Source organism: Draconibacterium sp. IB214405, assembly GCF_033963885.1.
Taxonomy (GTDB): Bacteria; Bacteroidota; Bacteroidia; order Bacteroidales; family Prolixibacteraceae; genus Draconibacterium.
The window spans coordinates 632,263-654,346 of the sequence record NZ_JAXBMA010000002.1 but is presented as its reverse complement, the minus strand read 5'-3'; the positions used below and the strand labels follow the sequence as shown (position 1 = coordinate 654,346).

The following is a 22,084-nucleotide window of genomic DNA, read 5'->3' as shown; positions in this document are numbered from 1 at the left end:
TAAATATTGTATTAATTCTACTATGACCTCGGATGAAATTGGTGTATTGTCGATTTAAGATAATCTTTATCGAGGTGTGTATAAATTTCGGTTGTCAGGATCGATTCGTGCCCTAACATTTCCTGTACTGCACGTAAATCGGCTCCACCATTTATTAAATGGGTTGCAAACGAATGGCGGAAGGTATGCGGACTGATCTTTTTATCCAGCTCAACCTTTGCGGCCAGATTTTTAATAATCGTAAAAATCATTACCCGGCTCAACTTTCGTCCCCTACGATTCAGGAACAGAATATTTTCGCTGTCTTTGTTTACACGTAGATTTTTCCGGTAAGTACTCAGGTATTTATTAATTTCCTCAATGGCTCGTCCGCTAACTGGAACTAAACGTTCTTTACCGGCTTTGCCTTCAATTTTAATAAATCCCTGCTCGAAGAACAGATTGGTAATCTTTAGATTCACCAATTCTGATACACGAAGGCCACAACTGTATAATGTTTCAAGCATGGCTTTATTCCGTTGTCCTTCCGACTTTTTCAGGTCGATGGCATTTATAAGTGTATCTATTTCTTCCATCGATAGAATATCCGGAAGTTTGCGACCAATTTTAGGCGATTCGAGTAAGGCAGTCGGATCACTGGTAATTTTGCCTTCAATGAGCAAATATTTATAAAAAGATTTTATTCCTGAAATGGTTCGTGCCTGTGTTCTCGGACTCACCCCTTTCTCATTTAACCATTCAACAAAACTTTTTAACTGATTTAATACAACCTTTTCAGGGTTAACACCTTTAAAATTATCATTAAAAAAAACTTCCAGCTTATTTATATCATTTATGTAAGCTGCAATGGAGTTCTGTGACAATGACTTCTCCAACTTCAAATAATTTTCATATCCCTTTTTACATTCCTCCCATTTCATAATCTTGCAAATTAAAGTTAATTTTAAGTCTGTTTATATACTGCTGTTTCTTAATCTGTAGTTATCTGAACTATTTTATCAAAAAAATATTACGTTGCATCTTGAATAAAGTTACTATAAAATAAATTAAAATTGAAATAATGAAGCTCTTGATTATCAATGGTCCTAATTTAAACCTGCTCGGAGTAAGGGAAAAGTCGATTTATGGAACGGAAAGTTTTAAAAGTTATTATGATCGATTGAAAAGCGATTTTCCCGAAATTGAGCTTATATATTTTCAATCAAATGTGGAAGGAGAACTGATTAACACCCTTCACGAACATGGTTTTTCTATCGACGGAATTATTATAAATGCGGGAGCCTATACACATACTTCGGTGGCTATTCGCGATGCCATTGCAGGAATAAAAACGCCGGTTGTTGAAGTGCACATTTCAAACACGCTTACGCGCGAAGATTTTAGGCATAAATCAATTATTGGGCCGGTTTGTAAAGGATGTATTATGGGATTTGGTCTCGAATCGTATCGATTGGCAATTCAAAGTTTCGTAAATTGAGACTTAATCTGTACTCTCTATTAAATTTAATCATTCATTAAATTTAATTTAACCGTTAAATCGGGTTTTATTGTACTTTTGCGCCCTTAAAATTTAGAAGTAATGAGACAAACAAAAATTGTTGCTACAATTTCAGATCTTAAATGCGATGTAGACTTTATTCAGTCGCTTTATGATGCAGGGCTAAACGTAGCCCGTATTAACACCGCCCATATTACTCCCGAAAGCGGGAAAGTAATGGTTGACAATATCCGTGCGGTTTCAGATAAAATTGCAATTCTTGTTGACACGAAAGGACCAGAAATAAGAACATGTCAAACTCTTTCGGACACAGAAGTTAAGGAAGGAGAATTGGTTACACTTTCTTACTCTTCAGGAGTTTTGGATGATGTAAAAAACATTTGTGTGAACTACAAAGGTTTTGTAAACGACCTGAATGTTGGTAACAAAATTCTTGTTGATGACGGCGAAACTGAATTTGAAGTAGTTGAAAAACACATTAAATATTTATTGTGTAGAGTTTGCAACTCGGGTGTTATTAAAAAGCGTAAGAGTATTAACGTACCGGGAGTAGAAATTAAATTACCATCGCTGACAGAACGCGACGTGGAATTTATTCGCTTTGCAGCTGAGAACAATCTCGATTTTATTGCACACTCATTTGTACGTCATAAAGAAGATGTAAACGACGTTCAGAAAATTCTGGATGAGCACAACAGCCCGATAAAGATTATTGCCAAAATTGAGAACATGGAAGGTGTTAACAATATCGACGAGATATTGGAACATGCCTATGGTATTATGGTTGCCCGTGGCGACCTGGGGATCGAGCTTCCTGAGTCAAAAATTCCGGCTATCCAGCGTAATTTGGTACGCCGTGCAATCCTGTTTCAAAAACCGGTTATTATTGCTACGCAGATGCTACATACCATGATTGAGAATCCACGACCAACACGTGCCGAGGTGAGCGACGTGGCAAGTGCAATTTACATGGGAACCGATGCAATAATGCTAAGTGGTGAAACAGCTTACGGAAAATATCCTGTTGAATCCATTAAAGCAATGGATAAAATTGCACGCGAGGTAGAACCAGACCGCGACCGTCGGGAACTGGCTGTACCATTAAAATCGGACATTCCTGCATACCTTGCACAATCGGCAATACGTGCTGCACGCGAATTAAAACCCGATGCAATTATTACATCAACTACAAAAGGAAAAACAGCTCGTTATCTTTCGTCTTACCGTCCTTTTTACCCGGTTTTCGTAAAATGTCACTCACATAGCGTAATGCGCGAATTGGCGCTTTCATTTGGCGTTCATTCATCGTTCTTAGAAACTAAAAAGAACAAGATGAAGATACAAAAGGCAGCTGTTCAGGAGTTGGTTAACGAGGGAACAATAAAAATGGATGACCTTGTTATTTATGTAGGCGGACGTTTTGGTGAGGATGCAGGCGCATCTTTTATCGAAATTTCAACTGCCGACAAGTTGTTCTTAAAACCTCGCGAATTACAATAGCAACAAAATAGAATCATAAAAAAAGCCTTGCTTCTTCTTCAGAAACAAGGCTTTTCTTTTTATAATCACCCCGGTTTACCGGAAATCAATTATTTCTACATCATCGTGTTTCGATGCATCAAACACAAAGTCGGCATCAGTAAATGCTGCTTTTGTATTCATTTGTTTTACCAGAATACTATACAAATTCCCGTCGGTGCTGTATAAAGTTGCAGAATGAATCATCATTGACGCCTTATCAATTGCAACTTCTATTTTTGTAACATCGTAGGTATCAGAATCAGGAAAAAGATTGATGTGATAAAGCGTTTTACCACCTTCTGTTTTTTCGTCTACAAACTCCGAACGGAAACCACGTTCGTAAATACTGAACAGAGATGAAGGATCCATTAATTCACTGCTTTCATCATCGATATTCGAAATAGTCACCTGGTTACCGTCTTCCATGTAGTTCCAGATGGTTGTTCCGTCCGAAAACACTTCCACTCCCATATCAGGCAGCTGTACACAATATTTCTGACCTTTTATTTTTATGTTGCCATCGAATTTATCGTTTACCTCTATTTCTTCGTTTACAAGCGAAAAAACAAAACTGGCCGACATTGCCGATATCTCTTTTGTTTTTGCACTAACCTCGTTCAGAATTTCCTTTGCTTTTGCATCTTCCTGAGCCCATCCTGATAGGGTAAAAGCCACCAAGGCAACAACTAATACTATACGCTTCATCCTCTTAAAATCTCTTTATTATTTTGATTACCAAGAAAAACCTTTGAGTTTATTCAATTTTTTCTTCCTCTAAAGTTTTCGCTTAAAAATTTTGTCTACAAATTATTCAATAATTGTTCCAAACTATATTCGTCCTGCAATAACACCTGACGGGCTTTACTTCCTTCGCTTGGTCCAACAATTCCGGCAGCTTCCAACTGATCCATCAAACGCCCTGCACGATTATATCCAATCGAAAATTTTCGTTGGATCATCGATGTCGATCCCATCTGATTCATAACCACTATACGGGCGGCATCGTCAAAAAGTTCATCGCGATTTCGCAGATCTACATCTCCCGGTCCCGGCTCATCGTCGCCAACAAACTCAGGAAGCAGGAATGCAGTTGGATAACCTCTCTGTTCACTGATAAATTCAACAATATTTTCAACTTCAGGTGTATCAACAAAAGCACACTGAACACGCGTCATTTCGCTACCCTGAGAAATAAGCATATCACCACGCCCTATTAACTGGTTTGCTCCAGGCGAATCAAGAATTGTGCGCGAGTCAATCATTGACGCCACTTTAAAGGCAATACGCGCCGGGAAGTTGGCTTTAATAACACCGGTGATAATATTTGTTGACGGACGCTGTGTGGCAATAATCATGTGTATACCCACTGCCCTTGCCAGCTGTGCAATACGTGCAATCGGTAGCTCGATCTCTTTTCCGGCGGTCATTATCAGGTCGGCAAATTCATCAATAATAACCACTATATATGGCATAAACCGATGTCCTTTCTCCGGATTTAGTCTGCGCGAAATGAATTTCTTGTTATACTCCTTAATGTTACGTGCCTGCGCCGCTTTCAGCAAATCGTAACGTGCATCCATTTCCACGTTTATCGAGTTCAGCGTATTTTTCACTTTCTGAATATCGGTGATTACCGGCTCCTCGGCATCCGGCAGTTTTGCCAGATAATGTTTTTCCAACACAGAATAAATATTCAGCTCCACTTTTTTAGGATCGATAAAAACAAATTTCAACTGCGACGGGTGTTTTTTATACAGCAGCGAAGTAATAATCACGTTAATACCCACCGACTTACCTTGTCCGGTAGCACCGGCAACCAGAATGTGTGGCATTTTTACCAGGTCGAACATAAAGGTTTCGTTCGAAATGGTTTTACCCAGAGCAACCGGCAATTCTGCTTTGCTCTCCTGGAAACGTTTAGAGCGAATAATCGAGTGCATCGATACGGTTTCAGGATTCTGGTTTGGCACCTCAATACCAATGGTTCCACGCCCGGGAATTGGCGCAATAATACGAATACCCAGCGCTGCCAGACTCAATGCAATATCATCCTCAAGGTTTTTTATTTTTGAGATACGAACTCCGGGAGCCGGCACAATTTCGTAAAGAGTGATGGTTGGACCAATGGTCGCCCTGATTTTGGTGATCTCTATTTTATAATGACGCAGCGTTTCAACAATTTTATTTTTGTTGGCTACCAGCTCTTCATTTTTAACTTCTGCATTACCAAACTTATGATCTTCAAGCAATTCAAGCGTTGGAAATTTAAAGCTGGCCAAATCAAGGGTCGGATCATAATCTTCCAACTCTTCAGGCTCCACTTTATCCGATTCCTCTTCTTCCTGCTTAGGCGCAACGGTTAAATTCAGCTCATCCTCTTTTTCTACCGGAATTACTTCAATCTCCTCCTCTACTTTCTCTTCCGTCTCCTCTACTTCAATTTGGTCATCAATTTCTATCTCTTGCTCAACAAGCGGCAAATCATCCTCATCATCCGATTCAAAAATGGCTTTTACCACATCATCATCGTCTTCAATAACTTTTGTTACCGATTCCTCTCCTTCGAGTTCAGAAGGAGCAGATTCCTCATTAAAACTAATATCTTCTTCCTCGTTGTGCTTCGGTTTCCTTTTCAGCAGTCCTTTCATAAGTTCAAAAGCACCGTCGAAACGAACAACAATAATGGCAAGTCCCGATATAAACAGCAGAAAAACCAGCCCGACAACTCCGATTAACGAGCGTAACCAGTTGCTGAGTACAAAACCGTAATGCCCACCCCAGTATATGGCCGATCCGGCATCGGTTTTGTTAAAGAACAAGCCCAAAGCAACCGAAAACCAAATGATACAAATTACACTGTACCAAACGCTTTTCAGATAGTTGCCGGTCTTTCGCCCAAGGATTCGCAAGCCGGTAATCGCCAAAAGATAAATAAAGGTAAACGACGCCAGTCCAAATCCTCGGTTCATAATCACTTCCGACAGGTAAGCGCCCATTTTCATTCCTTTGTTCTGTGCTTTTACTGCGGAATTGAATAAAAATTCGGACCAACCGGAATCCATGATACTTTGGTCGGCTGCCCCGTAAAACAGGAACGACACAAATGAAATGAGCAAATAAGCCGCAACAAGCAGCACGAATAACCCGAACAGGAAAAATAGTTTTTCCTTATTAATCAGCGGCATACGTTTTTTGGTGCGCTTCTTTTTTGTCTTAGCAGGTTTTTTCTTAGCTCTAAATGCCATGGAGTTATTTTTATTCCGGTTTTATATTCAATATATAACGATTTAGTTTCTCCGCAATTTTGCGTGCGGCAAAATTTTTACCAAACCGCAGTTTTTCCCGCGAAATAATACCTGAAAATCAGTACATTTTAATCCAAACAGGTAAAACAGAACGCAAATTTAACTAAAAAAACGAGGCAGAAGTTATGCCGACCAGCTTATTCCTGCACTGCTTATCAAGAATAAACTGTTAACAAAATCGACCTCTTTTATGCCAATTCGTAAGAAAGTCAACCAACTGTTTTCCGAATTAATAAATCAATCACAAAAGACTGTTTTATAATAGTTTAAACATCACAAAATCAATACTAATACCATTTCGTTTTTTGTGTTGATTTCCTAAGTTTGTTACAGCTTGAACTTTTCTCAAGCGGCTAATTAATTCGACCAATGAAGAAACGAGCTGTTGTTGCTTTGGGCGGAAACGCCATTTTGCGCGGTAACGAAGCGGGCACCATTGCTCAGCAGGAAAAGAATGTTACCGACACCCTCGAAAACCTGGTTCATCTGATTAAAGATGGTTACGAACTGGTTCTCACTCATGGCAACGGTCCACAAGTTGGAAACATTCTAATGCGCAACGATGCCGGTGAACAACTATACCGAATTGCCCCAATGCCGCTAAATATTTGTGTAGCCGATTCGCAGGGCGGAATTGGTTTTATGATGGAGCGAATGATGCGCAATGTGCTCAACAAACACCACATCGATAAAAATGTGATTTCCATGGTTACGCTTGTTGAGATCAATGAAAACGATCCGGCTTTTCAAGCCCCGTCAAAACGTATCGGAAAGGTTTACAATAAAGAGGAAGCCGACCGGCTTTGGCAACAAAAAGGATGGGAATTTAAGTCCACTTCTAAAAGCAAAGGCGGTTATCGGAGAGTAGTCCCCTCTCCTATGCCTGTTGATATTGTGAACAAACAAATTATCCGCCAGCTGCTTGAAAACGGAAATATCGTGATCGCTGCAGGAGGAGGAGGTATACCTGTTTATTTCGACGAAAACAACGATGTGCGCACGTTAGATGCAGTTATAGACAAAGACATGGCTTCCAGCCTTTTGGCCACAAACATCGATGCAGACGAGCTGTACATCTTGACCGATGTTCCTTTTATTTACAAAGATTTCGGACTGGAGACTCAGGAAAAACTGGAATTTTTAGATTATGCCGACACCCTAAAACACCTCGAAAATGGTACATTTGCGGAAGGCACAATGGAGCCCAAGATTCAAGCCTGTCTGAATTTTATAAAAAACGGAGGCAGCAAATGTGTAATCACCGAAGCCACTAAACTGGAAGACAAACATTACGGCTCGAAAATTACCAGGGAATACGACGATGAAGAAAAGATTGATTGTGATTGAAAATAGATTGATGAGAGATTGTTAAATTGAAAAACTGATAAATTGTGTTTAAAACTTTTGACTTTACTCTTTTTTTTTGCCTTGTTCTCTGTGAAACTCTGAGACTTCTCTGTGTGACTTTGTGGTAAAAAAATTAGTAACGAATTACAATCAACAGCAACCAAATAAAAAACTAATATAGAATGACCTATAATTTAAAAAACAGAAACTTCCTCAAACTACTCGACTTCTCTCCTGCTGAAATCACTCATCTGCTGGAACTCTCAGCAAGCCTAAAAGAAGCAAAATACGAAGGCACCGAAAAACCACTGCTTTCAGGTAAAAACATTGCATTGATCTTTGAAAAAGCATCAACCCGCACACGCTGCGCTTTTGAAGTGGCAGCCTACGACCAGGGAGCACAGGTCACCTACCTCGGACCAACAGGTTCGCAAATCGGCCAAAAGGAAACCATGAAAGACACAGCACGTGTTCTGGGACGTATGTACGACGGCATCGAATACCGAGGATTTGGACAAAACATTGTTGAGGAACTGGGTGAATATGCAGGAGTTCCTGTCTGGAACGGCCTCACCAACGAATTTCACCCGACACAAATCCTGGCTGATTTCCTGACAATGAAGGAACATTGTAACAAACCACTTTCAGAAGTCAAGTTTTGCTACCTGGGTGATGCCCGAAACAATATGGGAAATTCACTGATGGTAGGTGCCGCCAAACTTGGGATGGATTTCAGGGCAGCAGCACCAAAGGCATGTCAACCTAGTGAGGAACTACAAGGAGAATGCAGGGAAATAGCAGCGTTAACAGGTGCTAAGATCACCGTTACCGAAGATGTTGCTGCAGCAGTTAAGGACTGCGATTTTTTATACACCGATGTGTGGGTTTCAATGGGAGAACCTGACGAAGTATGGCAGGAACGTATAAAACTGTTGCTTCCTTACCAGGTAAATAAACAAACCATGGAACTCACCGGTAATCCTGATGTAAAATTCCTCCATTGTTTACCAGCCTTTCATAATCGCGACACAAAAATTGGCGAACAAATCTACCAAAAATTTGGTTTGGAAGCCATGGAAGTTACTGAAGAAGTTTTTGAAAGTAACGCATCGCTGGTATTCGACGAGGCCGAAAACCGCATGCACACAATAAAAGCTGTTATGGTTGCAACTCTGGCTTAGATGAAATCATCATAGTTTTTTTTAAGCATTATCTTCTTTTGGAGGTAGTGCTTTTTTATTTGCGAGTAGACAGATGGCAAAGCGCAGTAGACAATAGTCACAACATATAATTTGAAAGTTATTCAAATGCCATTCAATCTTCATTAGTCAATTTGAACCACAAAGTCACACAAAGATGGCACAGAGGTTCACAAAGTCAAAAGCATGAACGACGATTTATCAGCGACTGGTTTCAGATTAGAAATAAGAAATTGTCTTCATTGACTACGTTCTTCATACTTCCTACTTCTCGCTTCCTACTCATTCGATCTTCATCAATCTTTATTCAATCTAGTTCATCGTCTCACCATCTCAGTGCTCAATTCTCATAGGCTCATTTTCATTCTCTCAGTGCTCAGTGCTCAATTCTCTTCCTCTTCCCCAATTATCCATTCACTCAATTACTCATTCCCTGCTTCAAACTAGTGCTTATTTCTGCCTTTAAATCCCGTGAAATAAAATTGAAGATTTTGATGTGACATCATTTCACCGGGATAAACTTTTTCCTTTTGCCTTGCAAATCCTTTTTCTATTTTTGCCTCGTGCAATATCAATCAATACGAATAACGAACATATTGATAGCATTTATTCTGCTTCTATCATTCCAGGGAATGGCATCCGACAAAAAGAATAAGGAACGAATTTCACTGTTTACGAACAATGGTAATCCGGGCTATGTCTTTCACAATGATTCCATTCACCGTATCGATTTTTGTTATGCAGATAAACAGCGAGGATTTAAACCTTTTATTGCACCATCTATTCTGATCACCGGAGGAACGATTCTCCATTTTTCCGATTGGAAATATGATATTGACCAATGGCGCTGGGAACATTTTAACTACACCGGCGACCTGGATGATTATTTACGATTTGCTCCCATTGTCGCTGTTTACTCATTAAATGCACTGGGAATAAAAGGCAAAAACAACATTGGTAACCAAACTGCCATACTGGGAAAAAGCATGTTGCTTACTACCATTATTACAAAAAGCCTTAAAAGCATTCTTGATGTTGAACGCCCAACCGGCGAAGGAGGCTCCATGCCATCGGGTCATACTGCCATTACTTTTGCTGCTGCCCAATGGATGCATCGCGAATACGGTGAACTTAGCCCCTGGTACAGCATAGGCGCCTATGCCTGTGCTACTTCAGTAGGTGTAATGCGCGTCGCAAAAGGCGGGCACTGGGCCTCCGATGTATTGGTTGGCGCCGGAGTTGGAATGATCTCTACCGAACTCATCTATCTCACACACCAATACAAATGGGACAGTGAACACCTTAAAAATCTCGATATCTTTCCATTCAAAACAGGAGAGCAAAAAGGGCTCGCACTGATTTATACGTTTTAGGAATACTAAGTCACGAGCTACGAGCCTCGAGTTACGAGCTATTCGGTCTCTCAACAATCTCCGTGCTCGACTCTCCCTACCAATATCTCTGCACTCCTCATTCATTTACGACATTTCTCATTCACCTAGCTACATATTTACGTATCCAATCTTAACCAATCTGTTTTCAAACTTAATCAATCTGCCACCAGGCATTTAAACACTCACTCATCTTTTCACAGTCTCATCTTCTCACTCTCAACGTCTCAGAGCCCCAATCTCAACGTCTCGACATCTCAGTGCTCCTATTTCCTTTTTACTTCTACCTCATCATCTCAGTGCTCCCAGTCTCTCATTTTCTCACCATCTCAGCGCTCAAGATCCCTGCCTCATTAACCCAATCACTCATTAACTTCTTCACCTAACAGTCCCATCTTCTCAAACTCTCACAGTCTCAGCGCACACCGTCTTATTTCTCAGTGCTCATTTTTACCACAAAGTTGCACAAAGGAATCACAAAGTAGAAAACACAAAACTGTGAACTGCGACGGTGTACCTGACTCCGTTCAATGTTACGAATTCATCCTTAATCAATCATCTTTCCCTCTCCTTTTACCTTTCTAATTTTTACTTTTCACTTTTGCCTTTCTACTTTGCCTTTTTACTTCAGATTGACCATTTTCTCATTTTCTCACCCTCTCATCTTCTCACTGCCTCATCGTCTCAGCGCTCAAGATTCCTGCCTCATTAATCCAATCACTCATTAACATCTTCATCTAACAGTCCCATCTTCTCAAACTCTCATTACTCCCCAATCCCTTCCAAAAACCTTAACACTACTCAGCATTTCACCTAAATTTATTCCCGTTTAAAATATTGTTGAACATACCGCGTTATTTCAACTGCAATTTATATTTTTGTCCTTTATTTTTGTTTCACAAGACAGACTAATGACTACCGTACAGGCTCAAAAGAAATGGCATGTGGTTTACACCCGTTCGCGTGCTGAAAAAAAAGTAATTCAGGAACTTAGCACGAACAAAATCGAGTGCTTCCTTCCTTTGCAAAAGAGGTTGCGACAATGGAAAGACCGCAAAAAATGGGTAGAGACACCACTCATTCCCGGTTATTGTTTTGTGAACATCACCCGCAAAGATTACGACAAGGTTTTACAGCTGAATAATGTGGTTCACTACATCACTTTCGAAGGCAAAGCTGCCATCGTCAGCCAGCAGGAAATTGATGTCCTTCGTACCCTTTTGCAGCAGTTTGATTTTAACGTGGACGTTACCACCGAAAATTTCAAACCCGGCAAGTTGGTGGAGATCATCGAAGGCCCTATGATCGGACTAAAAGGCGAGCTTATTGAATCGCGTGGAAAAAATAAATTTGCCCTCCGTATCGAACAGATAGAAACTTCATTCATGGTGGAGATTCCAGCTAATTATCTCAGCGCACTACCCGAAACGATAATCTAATACCTCAAATTTATTATCCTATAGTTTTACCACAAAGTTGCACAAAGGAATCACAAAGTCACACAAAGTAGAAAACACAAAAATGTCAACTGCGACTGCTCACTGTGACTGTGTACCTGACTCCGTTCAATGTTACCAATCCAACCTTAATCAATCATGCTTCCCTCTCCTTTTGCCTTTCTACTTTTCACTTTTACCTTCATGACTTTTTTTCCTTCTATCTCAACCCTCTCACAGTCTCAGTGCCCATATTCACGCAGTCTCATCTTGCAGTCTCATCTTCCCATCCTCTCCCAATCTCCACAATAAACCTCCACCCAATCCGTTTCAGGATATAGACTAAATAAACTTTAAGAGCGGCGGAAATTCCGGCAAATCAATTTTATGTTGCAAATAATTTCCTTTCTTTACAAACTCATAAATCGGATAACGTGAAACACCTCATAGCAATAGTTAGCTTTCTTATTATTTCTGTTTTTGCCCTGGCACAACATCCCAATGCCGGACTGATTATTGGTGTCAACCTGGGAATGGCCAAGGTAAATACCGAACTGACACCCGATTTTACAAAAATCCCCAACGAATTCGACCACAAAATGGCGCCCGCTTTTAGCATCGAACTATCGAAATTAATTGCCAATCATTTTGAAATTGGAACCGATGTACACCTCACCTATTTAAAAGGAGAAACTTATGATCCGCAATTTTCGGCGGAAGGTATCCACCCGGCAATGCTTCTGCCCATCAGCGACCCGGTGGAATACCGCACGCAGCTCTTTGGGCAAAAGTTCTTTGTAGGCTACTATTTCCGTAAATTCGACTATTTTACCCGCCCGATGCGTCTTGAACCTTTTATCCGGGCCGGACTCGGTTATTCCAGCTATACGTCAAAATTCAGTTACATCGATGCTCCGGGCGATGAACTAATCTTTGGAAAAAATACCGGTGCTTTTAATTACTGGAACCTGACCAAAAGTCTGTATTTTGTTTCGGCAGGTATACGAACCTATCAAAGCCGGCATCTGATCATCAACACATCCATAGCCCTGAACTATTCACCTTACGATTTTCTGGATGCTGTACACAATTATAACAATGATATCGGCAACAGCGAATACAACAGACGTACTGATTATGATATCCGGGGTTTGTATACTGAGTTTAAGATTGGTATTTTCTACCACTCCAACGAACTGGGGAAACACAAAAGCCGTAAAGGAAAATATAATCAACCGGTACTGCCTTTCTCCGGGAAATAATATTAGACCGAGCAACAAAAAACACCACTATCGAACACATTCCCAGACCATTACACAATCACCAAACAAACCAAACAATGACTTATGTTTAATTTAACAAATAGTCAAAAAGATTGAATATTTTCAAAGAATCTCATAAGAATCCGAACAAAACGAGTACATTTGTTACTCAATTCTACTAAAAGCAACCTACTCATACGACACCTGTAACTGAGGAGGCGAAGCAGTGCCCAAAGCAGTAAAAATCCTTTACGATTCCGAAGTCCCCGTTTAACCGATTTAAAACAGAATTCCCTTATGTTAGAATCTCTAATTACTAACAAAACCCGGCTAAAACTATTACTCAAGTTTTTTCTGAACAAGGAGACAACCAGTTACCTTAGAAACCTTGAGAACGAGTTTGGGGAATCAACCAATGCCATTCGAATCGAACTGAACCGTTTTGAAAAAGCCGGTTTATTAAATGCGGAGCTATCAGGGAACAAAAAATATTTTCGGGCGAATACCGACTACCCCTTGTACAAGGAAATAAACAGCATTTTACGAAAAACAATCGGTATCGACCGGCTGATTGACAACGTAGTGGCCAATATCGGAAACCTGGATGAAGCCTACCTTGTCGGCGACCTCGCTTCCGGTAAGGATTCAACGATCGTTGACCTTTTGCTGATCGGCAAAAATATCAACTACAATCATTTATCAGAGCTGGCACAAAAAGTGGAAAAACAGATCAACCGGAGGATACGTTACCTGGTACTCCCCCCCGAGGAAAAAAAGGAATACCTGACAAATAATACCTCTTTACTTCTTTGGAACCATTAATAAGGGTCCGAGACAAAATTTAAACAAGAATTTAGTTAAATTCGAATAAAATTTAACCTTTATGAAAATTATACCAAACAGGATACTGGCAGTGTTTGCCTGCATCTTTTTATTCTTTGCAAGCAGCGCACAGGATGTTAAAAATGTGGACGTCAAAACAGTACCGCAGCAAGACATAAAAAAGGCTCAGCAAGCCATGCAGGATGCCGGTCTGTCCGTTGACGACGCAGCAGACCTCGCACGTCAGCGCGGAGCTACCGAGCAACAGATCAACGATTTTCGCAACCGCATTACAGAGGAAGGCACCGGTGATGCCGTGATCTCCGATCCCGTGGAAGAAGCCAGTGAACTTGTAGAAGAACAGCAGGATGTGGAAAGATCGACACGCAGTGCCGGTTTTGAAACACGTGGAAGGATATTTGGCGCCTACCTTTTTAACAGCAAAAACCTGACATTTGAGCCCCGGCTGAATATACAGACACCCAAAACCTATGAGATTGGTATTGGCGACCAGTTGCTGATCCACATCTGGGGAAACTCACAAAACGATTACCAGTTAAACGTTAATTCAAACGGACAGATCAATATCCCTGATGTAGGACCGGTGTACATCGCCGGACTGACTTTCAACGCAGCAGAAGAAAAAATCAAAAGCAGGTTGACGGAAATCTATTCCGATATGGGCGGAAACAATCCCGGGACCTTTGCCCAGGTGAATATGGGGCAGTTACGGTCAATTCAGGTGAACCTGGTGGGAGAAGTGGTAACGCCGGGCACCTACACACTGCCGGTAACAGCTACTGTTTTTAACGGTTTGTACCTTTCGGGTGGCCCCAATAACATCGGTTCATTCCGCAACATCAAAGTGATCCGCGACAATAAAATCGAAAAAGTCATCGACATCTATCAATTTCTGGTGAGTGCTGATCCTACTGATAATATTGTTCTAAAAGACGGCGACATTCTTTTTATTCCTCCTGCCGATAAACGTGTGGAGGTCAAAGGAGAATTCAAACGTAATGGCATATTTGAACTTAAAGAAGGGGATATGCTCAACGACCTGATCCGTTTTACCGGAGGGTTCACCGAAAATGCTTACCTGGCACGGACACAGGTACTTCGTAAAACCCAGCAGGGGCAACAGATCATTGATGTACGTTACGACCAGATGGCAACCACCCCCCTACTAAACGGCGATGTAGTCAGTAATGCCAAAATACTCGAAAGTTTTGCCAACCGGATCACGATTGCCGGAGCAGTTTACCGTCCCGGAGAATACGAATGGACAGAAGGTTTAACTTTATCACAACTTATTTTAAAGGCAGACAGCCTGACGGCAGATGCCTTTCAGTCAAGAGGAATGATCACCCGCTACAATCCCGATCTTAGCACTTCAACCATTGCTTTTAGTGTGGCTGAAATTGCCGAAGGAAGCAAAGACATCGTTTTACAGCCGGAAGATATGGTCCTGATTAAATCGCATTTTGAATTAAAGGAACAGCAATACATTAGCGTGGATGGAGAAGTGCTTCAACCGGGACAATTCAACTGGTCGGATAGATTAACACTTGGTGATGCAATTTTTCTGGCCGGAGGTTTTACCGAAGGTGCCGACAGCACATTTATCGAAATTGCACGACGATTGTCTTATACTGAGGCAGCTGCTCTTTCTGATACGGTAGGGCATATTATCGTTGCCAACCTGTCGAGGAAGCTGACGATCGGTGAAAATGATGCCGACCTTCAGTTACAGCCTTACGATCATATCTCCGTACGGCGGGCACCTAACTACCGACAGGGAGAAACCGCCTTTATCTCCGGTGAAATTACCTACGCGGGCCCTTATTCCATTAGCAATAAACAATTGCGCATCTCCGACCTGGTAACCATGGCCGGAGGGATCACACCACAGGCTTACCTGGCAGGTGCAACGCTTGAACGTTATTCCGAAGAACTGGGAGCTGAACGAGTGGCCATTGACCTGGCTACTATACTGGAAAACCCAAGAAGCGAAAAAGACCTTTTCTTAAATAATGGCGACCGCCTTAGTATTCCTGAATTTATGCAGACTGTAAAAATTACCGGTAACGTTCAGAATCCATTCTCGATTACCTATCAAAGCGGCAAAAACGCCAAGTACTATATCGACCGGTCAGGAGGTTTCGACAGCAATGCCAAACGTAAAAAAACCTATGTAAGGTACCCTAACGGCGAAACAGCCGTAACCAAAGGAGTGGTTTTTAAACGCTACCCGGAAGTAACCCCCGGCAGTGTGGTGGTAGTACCGGAGAAACCGGAGAAACAACCTGGAGAATCTGGACGATGGCTGGCCATTGCCAGTGCAATTGCCTCCTTAACCGTATCAATCGCAACGATTGTAAACCTTACCAATTAGAATTGTCGGATAAAAAATCATCTTTAGGTCCTCCTCGGGGGATTTAAGGGTCAAAAAAGCTAAAATGTCTGAAGAAATAAAAAATAACGCTCCCGAAGAAGACGAAATTGATCTTCTTGCCCTGACAAAGACCATTTGGGAAAGCCGAAAATTCATCATAAAAGTGGTGGTCGTATTTGTAATTTTGGGTGTGACAGTCGCACTGTTAACACCAAAAGAATATACCGCTTCTTCCACCATGGTTCCCCAATTGGCCGGCAGTTCCAATAAAATGGGCGGTCTTTCCTCGCTGGCAGCGATGGCCGGCTTTAACCTGAATATGGACAATACAAGCAGCGATCTTTCGCCTTTTGTGTATCCGCAGATCGTACAAAGTGTTCCCTTTCAGCTGGAACTGATGAATACTACTTTTACATTTTCGGATGTAGAACAGCCGGTTTCTTTGTTTGACTATTACACCGAATACAGTAAACCCGGCTTTTTGGCCCAGGTAAAAAAATATACCATCGGCCTGCCCTTTGTGCTACTGAAAGCCATAAAAGGTGAACAAAAATCAGCATCGGTAAATCCTATGAATTCCGGCACAACGATCCGCTTAACACAGGATCAGGAGAAAGTACGCAAAATAGTAGCCGGCAATGTCAATCTGGAAACCAATGATAAGGATGGTTATATTGTGTTAAGATCCACATTTCAGGAAGCAGCACTGGCAGCACAGGTAGGGCAAAAAGCACAGGAACTTTTACAGGCTTCGATCACCGAATTTAAAATTGAAAAAGCCAAAGCTCAACTTGATTTTATCGAAGAACGTTATGCGGAGAAAAAAGCTGATTTTGAAAAAGCACAGGCGGCTTTGGCCGAATTCCGCGATCGTAATAAAAATGTAACTTCTGCCCTTGCCCGTACCCAGGAAGAGCGTCTGCAAAGCGACTACCAGCTGGCTTTTGATGTGTATTCGCAACTGGCTCAACAAATGGAACAGGCACAGATAAAGGTAAAAGAAGACACGCCTGTTTTTGCCGTAATTAAACCGGTTACCGTTCCATTGGAAGATAATAACAGCGGTGCAAAAACCTTAATGATATGGACCTTCCTCGGTGGTGTGATCGCCATCGCCTGGATCTTTGGAAAACAGTTTTTGGCAACGCTTAAGGAACGGTGGAAGGAAGAAGAATAATTTTTAATAAGTATCAGTCATCAAATCAGATTGCTTCCGGCGCTAGCGCGGATTTGCAATCCTTGCTTTAGCCCGTCATCAAGTAGAATAAAATCGGAGATTTTGATGCCAAGCCTCATTCGACATGGTAAAGGCTAAAAAAATTCAATGAGTAGGAAAAACAAGTTTCATCATCTCCCCTAGTTCCCCACGCTGGTGCGGATTTGCAATCCGTACCTCAGCCACAAGGCTGAAAAAATATTGTATTTAAACAATGAGCCGGAAATACAAATTTCATAATCCTGATGGAGTTTATTTTGTGTCATCTGCCGTGCAGGGATGGGTTGACGTATTTACGCGTAATGAGTACAAAAACATCATTATTGAGAACTTAAAATACTGCCAAAAAAACAAAGGAATGGAAATCTTTGCATGGTGTGTAATGACTAATCATATACATTTAATTACACGGGCTGAAGATGGCCACCTATTGCAAGATATTCTTCGTGATTTTAAAAAATTTACTAGCAAAGCTATAATAAAGGCAATTGAAGAAAATAGTCTGGAAAGCAGAAAAGAATGGTTATTACAACAATTTAAAATTCCGGAAGGTTATCGTTTTTGGCGAGGTGACAATAAACCGATAGAGTTCTGGAGCAATAAGGTCATTGATCAAAAAATAGACTACCTGCCTACCGCAGGCAGGCATCCATTTCAATCCCGTGGAATAAATCAAAGATCTAACGCGAAGCGTTATTCCACAGGGATAAATCCGGTTGAAGAAGGAATTGTATTCCGGGCAGAAGATTACTTGTACAGTAGTGCGGCTGATTATGCAGGAGAGCAAGGAATACTTAATGTTATAAAATAGTATTGGCCTGCAGGCACTGGCACAGATTGCAAATCTGCGCCAGCGGGGGCGATGACCAAATGTTGTGTCTGATTCGGCGGCGTTTTAGACATCTCATTTTATCAATAAAGTTCACACGCCGCCCGGCAAATTCAATCAATTGTCTTTGCGAGGCAGGCAGGCAGGCAGGAACAGCCTGTCCCGATAGTTCGGGAACCGCGGTAAACTTGTAAATCCGCCAGCTGGCGGAGAAACCAACACACAGCAATTTGAATTGAACAGAAAAAACTAAAAAGCATTAATGACAATCATAAACACAGCAATAAAAGCTGCCATCCGGGCAGGAGAAGAAATTCTTAAAATCTATAAGGATCCAACATCCGACTTCTCAATAGAGAAAAAAGCCGACAATTCACCATTGACCATTGCTGATAAAGCAAGCCATCAGGTGATTGAAGCTGCCTTGGCAGAAACCGGTATTCCTATTCTGTCTGAAGAAGGAAAAACGATCGAATACGAAGAACGTAGACATTGGAATACCTTTTGGCTCATCGATCCGCTTGACGGGACCAAAGAGTTTATTAAAAAGAATGGCGAGTTTACCGTTAACATTGCCCTGGTAAAAAACAACCAACCGGTAATGGGTGTCATCTATGTTCCGGTCAGTGAAACTTTATACTTCGGCTCGCCGGAAGACGGAGCCTGGAAACTGGAAGATGCGAATGAAAACTGCGATCTGGAACAATTAAAAGCCAAAGGACAAGAGCTCCCTGCTCCACTTAGTTCTGAAGTTTTTAAAGTGGTGGGCAGTCGTTCGCATATGAGCCAAGAAACGGAAGACTACATCAATGAACTAAAAAAAGAACATCCGCAAATCGAGATTGTATCTAAAGGTAGTTCCCTAAAGATTTGTATGGTTGCCGAAGGTTCTGCACATCAGTACCCACGCTTTGGCCCGACCATGGAATGGGACACAGCCGCCGGCCATGCCATTGCTAATGCAGCGGGGAAGCATCTCATGTTAACTGATTTAAGCGAAGAATTGAAATATAATAAAGAGAACCTGCTTAATCCATACTTTATCGTGAAGTAAGGTAGAGCTAAATGAGATTCCTTCGGTCGTTCCTCCCTGCCTACCGGCAGGCAGGCCTCGGAATGACAGAGCATTTATTAACACCCGGCGGCGCACAATCCATCTCGTTATAATAAAGTTGGTCCCCGCGCCGCCCGACCAAATAGTAGTGTTGTCATTCCGAACACAGAGAGGAATCTCCAACATCTGAGCCACCTAAGCTCAAAAATTATTAAAACAGATCATCATCATGAATAACAACAATCACATCTACACAACATTTGACAAAATCAAAGACAGAAGTGCAAAGGAAGTCTACCTAAAACAAAGAGGCAAAGTAATTTGGTTTACCGGTCTTTCCGGATCCGGGAAAACCACTTTAGCGAGTAAGCTGGAAAAACGCCTGTTTGAACTGAACTACTTTTGCCAGATACTGGATGGCGACAATGTACGTTCGGGGATTAACAAAAACCTGCGATTTACCGAAGGAGACCGTTTAGAAAACATACGACGTATAGCCGAAGTAAGTAAGCTGTTTATGAATTGCGGAATTATTCTGATCTGTTCCTTTATCAGTCCTACCGACGAGATGCGCAATATGGCCCGAGAAATTATTGGAGAAGACGATTTCCTGGAAATCTTTGTAAACACACCGTTGGAAGTTTGCGAACAGCGCGACCCTAAAGGGCTTTACAAAAAAGCTCGTGCCGGCGAGATTCCTAATTTCACAGGTATCTCCTCTCCTTTCGAACATCCTAAAAATCCGTTTATCGAAGTGGACAACACAGATCCGGACATGGACGGCAATGTACGGGAGATGTTAAAACGTATTATCCCGGAGATTCGGTGGGATCCGAGTGAGATTTTGTAGAAGAAGAAGAAGTTGTTGTCCGCTCGCTATGCTCACGTTGTCAGGTTCTCAAGTTATCAACCCGACAACGATTACAACAACAATCCGACAACAACGTCAAGCTCTTCCCGATAACAATCCAAAACTTAATACCAATGAAAAGCTATAAAGACCCGGACATTTACAACATTGCTTTCAAAACTGCAGTTAAGATATACCACAACAGCGTGGATTTACCTCATCCTGATAAGTTTGAAACAGGTAGTCAAATACGCAGATCAAGCCAATCAGTTAAAGACAATATTGTTGAAGGCTACGGAAGAAGACGATACAAAGCCGATTTTATCAAATTTCTAGTTACAAGTCACGCCTCTTGTCTTGAAGCTACATCTCAGGCAGAATTCCTTGCAGAAATCCACCCCGAATCAGTATGGGGTGATATAGCAGAAGAACTTGACAAACTGGGGGTAAAGATTTTCAATTTTTTAAGTTACGTAGAAAATAACTGGAAACCAGGCAGACCAGAATGATAACCTGAGAATAGTTGACTGCTAAATAGGTTCGCGTTGTTTCTCAATTACGACAACCCGACAACAATAACAACAACGACAACCTCTTCCCAACAACTTTAAACAATAACACCATGTCAGTACTACCTAGAAGACACTTAGCCAAAGCCATTACATGGCGGATCATAGCCTCATTAACCACTTTTGTAATCGGGTGGATTGTTACCGGAAGCCTCGATTTTGGAATGGCCATAGGTGCGGCTGATGTAGTTATTAAAATTGCCTTGTACTACCTGCATGAACGTGCCTGGTACCACTCCAACTTTGGCGTTATTAAGGATGGCAAACATATGTATAAACCGATCTTTCGTTTCAGTAAGAAAAAGAAAGTAAGGAAAGTCACCGTGCCGGTGGAGAATATGGATAAAAAGAAATAAAAAAATCAGTGCAGAGGGAATGAGACCACTTCAGTCTCCGTCAGCTGACGGATCCCTCATGAAATCTTGCACCAAATAAAGTTTTGAAAAAAGAATATCCGTATATAAAACGATCTTTATTGCACGAGTCTGCGAGGGAGGAACGACCGTGGCAGCCTTATCCCCTCTGCACAAAAAAACGTATAAAAAACAGCATAAGATCGCCACGCTCGTTAAAACAAATATGACACAACATCAAATCGATACACAACTAGAAGAACCTGATGAGGCCTTTCCCTATAAACCGCCGACACCGGAAATAAAAGAAAAATACGGTGAAATTTTCGAGTTAAAGGAAGCGCTTAAAGTACCGTTCCCAAAACTGCTGTTCGATAAAATATTAGCCTTGTTTTTCCTGCTACTGGCTGCTCCTGTATTTCTAATTCTTTTCATTGCCAACTGGATAGAAGGAGTAGTAATTCCGGAGAATAAAGGTCCCCTGTTTTTTTACTATTATGGAATGAGCCGGGGCCAAAAATTTAAAAAATGGAAGATCAGGCTGATCAAAGAAAGTTACATCGATAAAGAACTACAGGCCAAAGGCGATTGGCATGCCTATAAAAATGAATGGATTCCGGAAGCCCGGACATACCTGGGACGTTTCGTAAAAAAGTTTTACCTCGATGAACTGCCTCAATTTTACCTGATCCTGAAAGGCGATATGTCCTTTGTTGGACCACGCCCCATTGCCGTTCACCATTACGAACGTGATCTGGCACAGGGCAATGTTACACGTAAATTGGTTCGTGGAGGACTGCTGGGTTATGGACATATTCGTAAAGGAACACCGGAATTTGGCCAGCCGGTATATGAATACGAATATGTATACCGTTACCTGCATTACTCTTCTCTTCAACTACTTCTTACTGACCTTTATGTAATTTGGCGAGGTATAGTGGTGGTATTTAAAGGAGGAGGACATTAGCAGGATTAGAAGATTTGAAGATTAGAATATTAGAATAGGTAATCTGTTGATGGACCTGTTTGAAATTTAC

At 41.5% G+C, this 22,084-nt stretch carries 19 protein-coding genes; 16 read left to right on the top strand and 3 right to left on the bottom strand.

Annotated elements, in window-relative coordinates:
* Nucleotides 1-20 precede the first annotated feature (20 nt).
* Nucleotides 21-920, bottom strand: coding sequence for a site-specific tyrosine recombinase XerD (xerD, locus tag SLH46_RS09025; RefSeq protein WP_320280848.1), 900 nt, complete (start codon nucleotides 918-920; stop codon nucleotides 21-23).
* A 140-nt stretch (nucleotides 921-1,060) separates the two neighbouring features.
* Between xerD and aroQ the strand changes: the two genes are divergently transcribed.
* The gene (gene aroQ / locus SLH46_RS09020) at nucleotides 1,061-1,477 is read left to right on the top strand and encodes a type II 3-dehydroquinate dehydratase (protein ID WP_320280847.1); all 417 of its coding nucleotides are present in this window, start codon (nucleotides 1,061-1,063) and stop codon (nucleotides 1,475-1,477) included.
* A 102-nt stretch (nucleotides 1,478-1,579) separates the two neighbouring features.
* Nucleotides 1,580-2,998 carry a pyruvate kinase gene (gene pyk / locus SLH46_RS09015; RefSeq protein WP_320280846.1) on the top strand — a complete coding sequence of 473 codons (1,419 nt, stop codon included), beginning with the start codon at nucleotides 1,580-1,582 and terminating at the stop codon, nucleotides 2,996-2,998.
* A gap of 75 nt (nucleotides 2,999-3,073) precedes the next feature.
* Here pyk and SLH46_RS09010 read toward each other — a convergent pair whose 3' ends face one another.
* A complete protein-coding gene (locus SLH46_RS09010) occupies nucleotides 3,074-3,724 on the bottom strand; it encodes a LolA family protein (protein WP_320280845.1) in 651 nt (216 codons plus the stop codon).
* 95 nt (nucleotides 3,725-3,819) lie between these two features.
* A complete protein-coding gene (locus SLH46_RS09005; protein WP_320280844.1) occupies nucleotides 3,820-6,264 on the bottom strand; it encodes an FtsK/SpoIIIE family DNA translocase in 2,445 nt (814 codons plus the stop codon).
* A gap of 429 nt (nucleotides 6,265-6,693) precedes the next feature.
* On the opposite strand from SLH46_RS09005, the gene SLH46_RS09000 reads away from it, so the two are divergent.
* The 14 genes from SLH46_RS09000 to SLH46_RS08935 all read left to right on the top strand — a co-directional run bounded on the left by SLH46_RS09000 (nucleotide 6,694) and on the right by SLH46_RS08935 (nucleotide 22,014).
* Nucleotides 6,694-7,671: a carbamate kinase gene (locus SLH46_RS09000; RefSeq protein ID WP_320280843.1), complete on the top strand. Its 978-nt coding sequence runs from the start codon at nucleotides 6,694-6,696 to the stop codon at nucleotides 7,669-7,671.
* Between the two features lie 182 nt (nucleotides 7,672-7,853).
* Nucleotides 7,854-8,852: an ornithine carbamoyltransferase gene (gene argF / locus SLH46_RS08995; RefSeq protein ID WP_320280842.1), complete on the top strand. Its 999-nt coding sequence runs from the start codon at nucleotides 7,854-7,856 to the stop codon at nucleotides 8,850-8,852.
* 614 nt (nucleotides 8,853-9,466) lie between these two features.
* Entirely contained in the window at nucleotides 9,467-10,243 is a 777-nt protein-coding gene (locus tag SLH46_RS08990; protein ID WP_320280841.1) for a phosphatase PAP2 family protein, read from the top strand.
* A 929-nt stretch (nucleotides 10,244-11,172) separates the two neighbouring features.
* Nucleotides 11,173-11,700, top strand: coding sequence for a UpxY family transcription antiterminator (locus tag SLH46_RS08985; RefSeq protein ID WP_320280840.1), 528 nt, complete (start codon nucleotides 11,173-11,175; stop codon nucleotides 11,698-11,700).
* 431 nt (nucleotides 11,701-12,131) lie between these two features.
* Nucleotides 12,132-12,959 (top strand): hypothetical protein, encoded by an 828-nt coding sequence (locus tag SLH46_RS08980; RefSeq protein ID WP_320280839.1) that lies wholly within the window; start codon nucleotides 12,132-12,134, stop codon nucleotides 12,957-12,959.
* Between the two features lie 297 nt (nucleotides 12,960-13,256).
* Nucleotides 13,257-13,781 (top strand): hypothetical protein, encoded by a 525-nt coding sequence (locus tag SLH46_RS08975; protein WP_320280838.1) that lies wholly within the window; start codon nucleotides 13,257-13,259, stop codon nucleotides 13,779-13,781.
* A 61-nt stretch (nucleotides 13,782-13,842) separates the two neighbouring features.
* Nucleotides 13,843-16,176 (top strand): SLBB domain-containing protein, encoded by a 2,334-nt coding sequence (locus SLH46_RS08970; protein WP_320280837.1) that lies wholly within the window; start codon nucleotides 13,843-13,845, stop codon nucleotides 16,174-16,176.
* Nucleotides 16,177-16,240: 64 nt separating this feature from the next.
* Nucleotides 16,241-17,353: a Wzz/FepE/Etk N-terminal domain-containing protein gene (locus SLH46_RS08965; protein ID WP_320280836.1), complete on the top strand. Its 1,113-nt coding sequence runs from the start codon at nucleotides 16,241-16,243 to the stop codon at nucleotides 17,351-17,353.
* A 253-nt stretch (nucleotides 17,354-17,606) separates the two neighbouring features.
* Nucleotides 17,607-18,203 carry a transposase gene (locus tag SLH46_RS08960; protein ID WP_320280835.1) on the top strand — a complete coding sequence of 199 codons (597 nt, stop codon included), beginning with the start codon at nucleotides 17,607-17,609 and terminating at the stop codon, nucleotides 18,201-18,203.
* A 280-nt stretch (nucleotides 18,204-18,483) separates the two neighbouring features.
* Nucleotides 18,484-19,275: a 3'(2'),5'-bisphosphate nucleotidase CysQ gene (gene cysQ, locus SLH46_RS08955; RefSeq protein WP_320280834.1), complete on the top strand. Its 792-nt coding sequence runs from the start codon at nucleotides 18,484-18,486 to the stop codon at nucleotides 19,273-19,275.
* Nucleotides 19,276-19,504: 229 nt separating this feature from the next.
* Nucleotides 19,505-20,125 (top strand): adenylyl-sulfate kinase, encoded by a 621-nt coding sequence (gene cysC / locus SLH46_RS08950; RefSeq protein ID WP_320280833.1) that lies wholly within the window; start codon nucleotides 19,505-19,507, stop codon nucleotides 20,123-20,125.
* A 134-nt stretch (nucleotides 20,126-20,259) separates the two neighbouring features.
* The gene (locus tag SLH46_RS08945; RefSeq protein WP_320280832.1) at nucleotides 20,260-20,634 is read left to right on the top strand and encodes a four helix bundle protein; all 375 of its coding nucleotides are present in this window, start codon (nucleotides 20,260-20,262) and stop codon (nucleotides 20,632-20,634) included.
* A gap of 113 nt (nucleotides 20,635-20,747) precedes the next feature.
* A complete protein-coding gene (locus SLH46_RS08940; protein WP_320280831.1) occupies nucleotides 20,748-21,050 on the top strand; it encodes a DUF2061 domain-containing protein in 303 nt (100 codons plus the stop codon).
* 223 nt (nucleotides 21,051-21,273) lie between these two features.
* Nucleotides 21,274-22,014 (top strand): sugar transferase, encoded by a 741-nt coding sequence (locus SLH46_RS08935; protein WP_320280830.1) that lies wholly within the window; start codon nucleotides 21,274-21,276, stop codon nucleotides 22,012-22,014.
* Nucleotides 22,015-22,084 lie beyond the last annotated feature (70 nt).

Coding starts and splice junctions, on each gene's coding strand:
- cysQ (WP_320280834.1), top strand. CDS start 18,484: ATGACAATCATAAACACAGCAATAAAAGCTGCCATCCGGGCAGGAGAA.
- SLH46_RS09005 (WP_320280844.1), bottom strand. CDS start 6,264: ATGGCATTTAGAGCTAAGAAAAAACCTGCTAAGACAAAAAAGAAGCGC.
- SLH46_RS09000 (WP_320280843.1), top strand. CDS start 6,694: ATGAAGAAACGAGCTGTTGTTGCTTTGGGCGGAAACGCCATTTTGCGC.
- SLH46_RS08975 (WP_320280838.1), top strand. CDS start 13,257: ATGTTAGAATCTCTAATTACTAACAAAACCCGGCTAAAACTATTACTC.
- SLH46_RS08960 (WP_320280835.1), top strand. CDS start 17,607: ATGAGCCGGAAATACAAATTTCATAATCCTGATGGAGTTTATTTTGTG.
- SLH46_RS09010 (WP_320280845.1), bottom strand. CDS start 3,724: ATGAAGCGTATAGTATTAGTTGTTGCCTTGGTGGCTTTTACCCTATCA.
- argF (WP_320280842.1), top strand. CDS start 7,854: ATGACCTATAATTTAAAAAACAGAAACTTCCTCAAACTACTCGACTTC.
- aroQ (WP_320280847.1), top strand. CDS start 1,061: ATGAAGCTCTTGATTATCAATGGTCCTAATTTAAACCTGCTCGGAGTA.
- xerD (WP_320280848.1), bottom strand. CDS start 920: ATGAAATGGGAGGAATGTAAAAAGGGATATGAAAATTATTTGAAGTTG.
- cysC (WP_320280833.1), top strand. CDS start 19,505: ATGAATAACAACAATCACATCTACACAACATTTGACAAAATCAAAGAC.
- SLH46_RS08945 (WP_320280832.1), top strand. CDS start 20,260: ATGAAAAGCTATAAAGACCCGGACATTTACAACATTGCTTTCAAAACT.
- pyk (WP_320280846.1), top strand. CDS start 1,580: ATGAGACAAACAAAAATTGTTGCTACAATTTCAGATCTTAAATGCGAT.
- SLH46_RS08935 (WP_320280830.1), top strand. CDS start 21,274: ATGACACAACATCAAATCGATACACAACTAGAAGAACCTGATGAGGCC.
- SLH46_RS08970 (WP_320280837.1), top strand. CDS start 13,843: ATGAAAATTATACCAAACAGGATACTGGCAGTGTTTGCCTGCATCTTT.
- SLH46_RS08965 (WP_320280836.1), top strand. CDS start 16,241: ATGTCTGAAGAAATAAAAAATAACGCTCCCGAAGAAGACGAAATTGAT.
- SLH46_RS08985 (WP_320280840.1), top strand. CDS start 11,173: ATGACTACCGTACAGGCTCAAAAGAAATGGCATGTGGTTTACACCCGT.
- SLH46_RS08940 (WP_320280831.1), top strand. CDS start 20,748: ATGTCAGTACTACCTAGAAGACACTTAGCCAAAGCCATTACATGGCGG.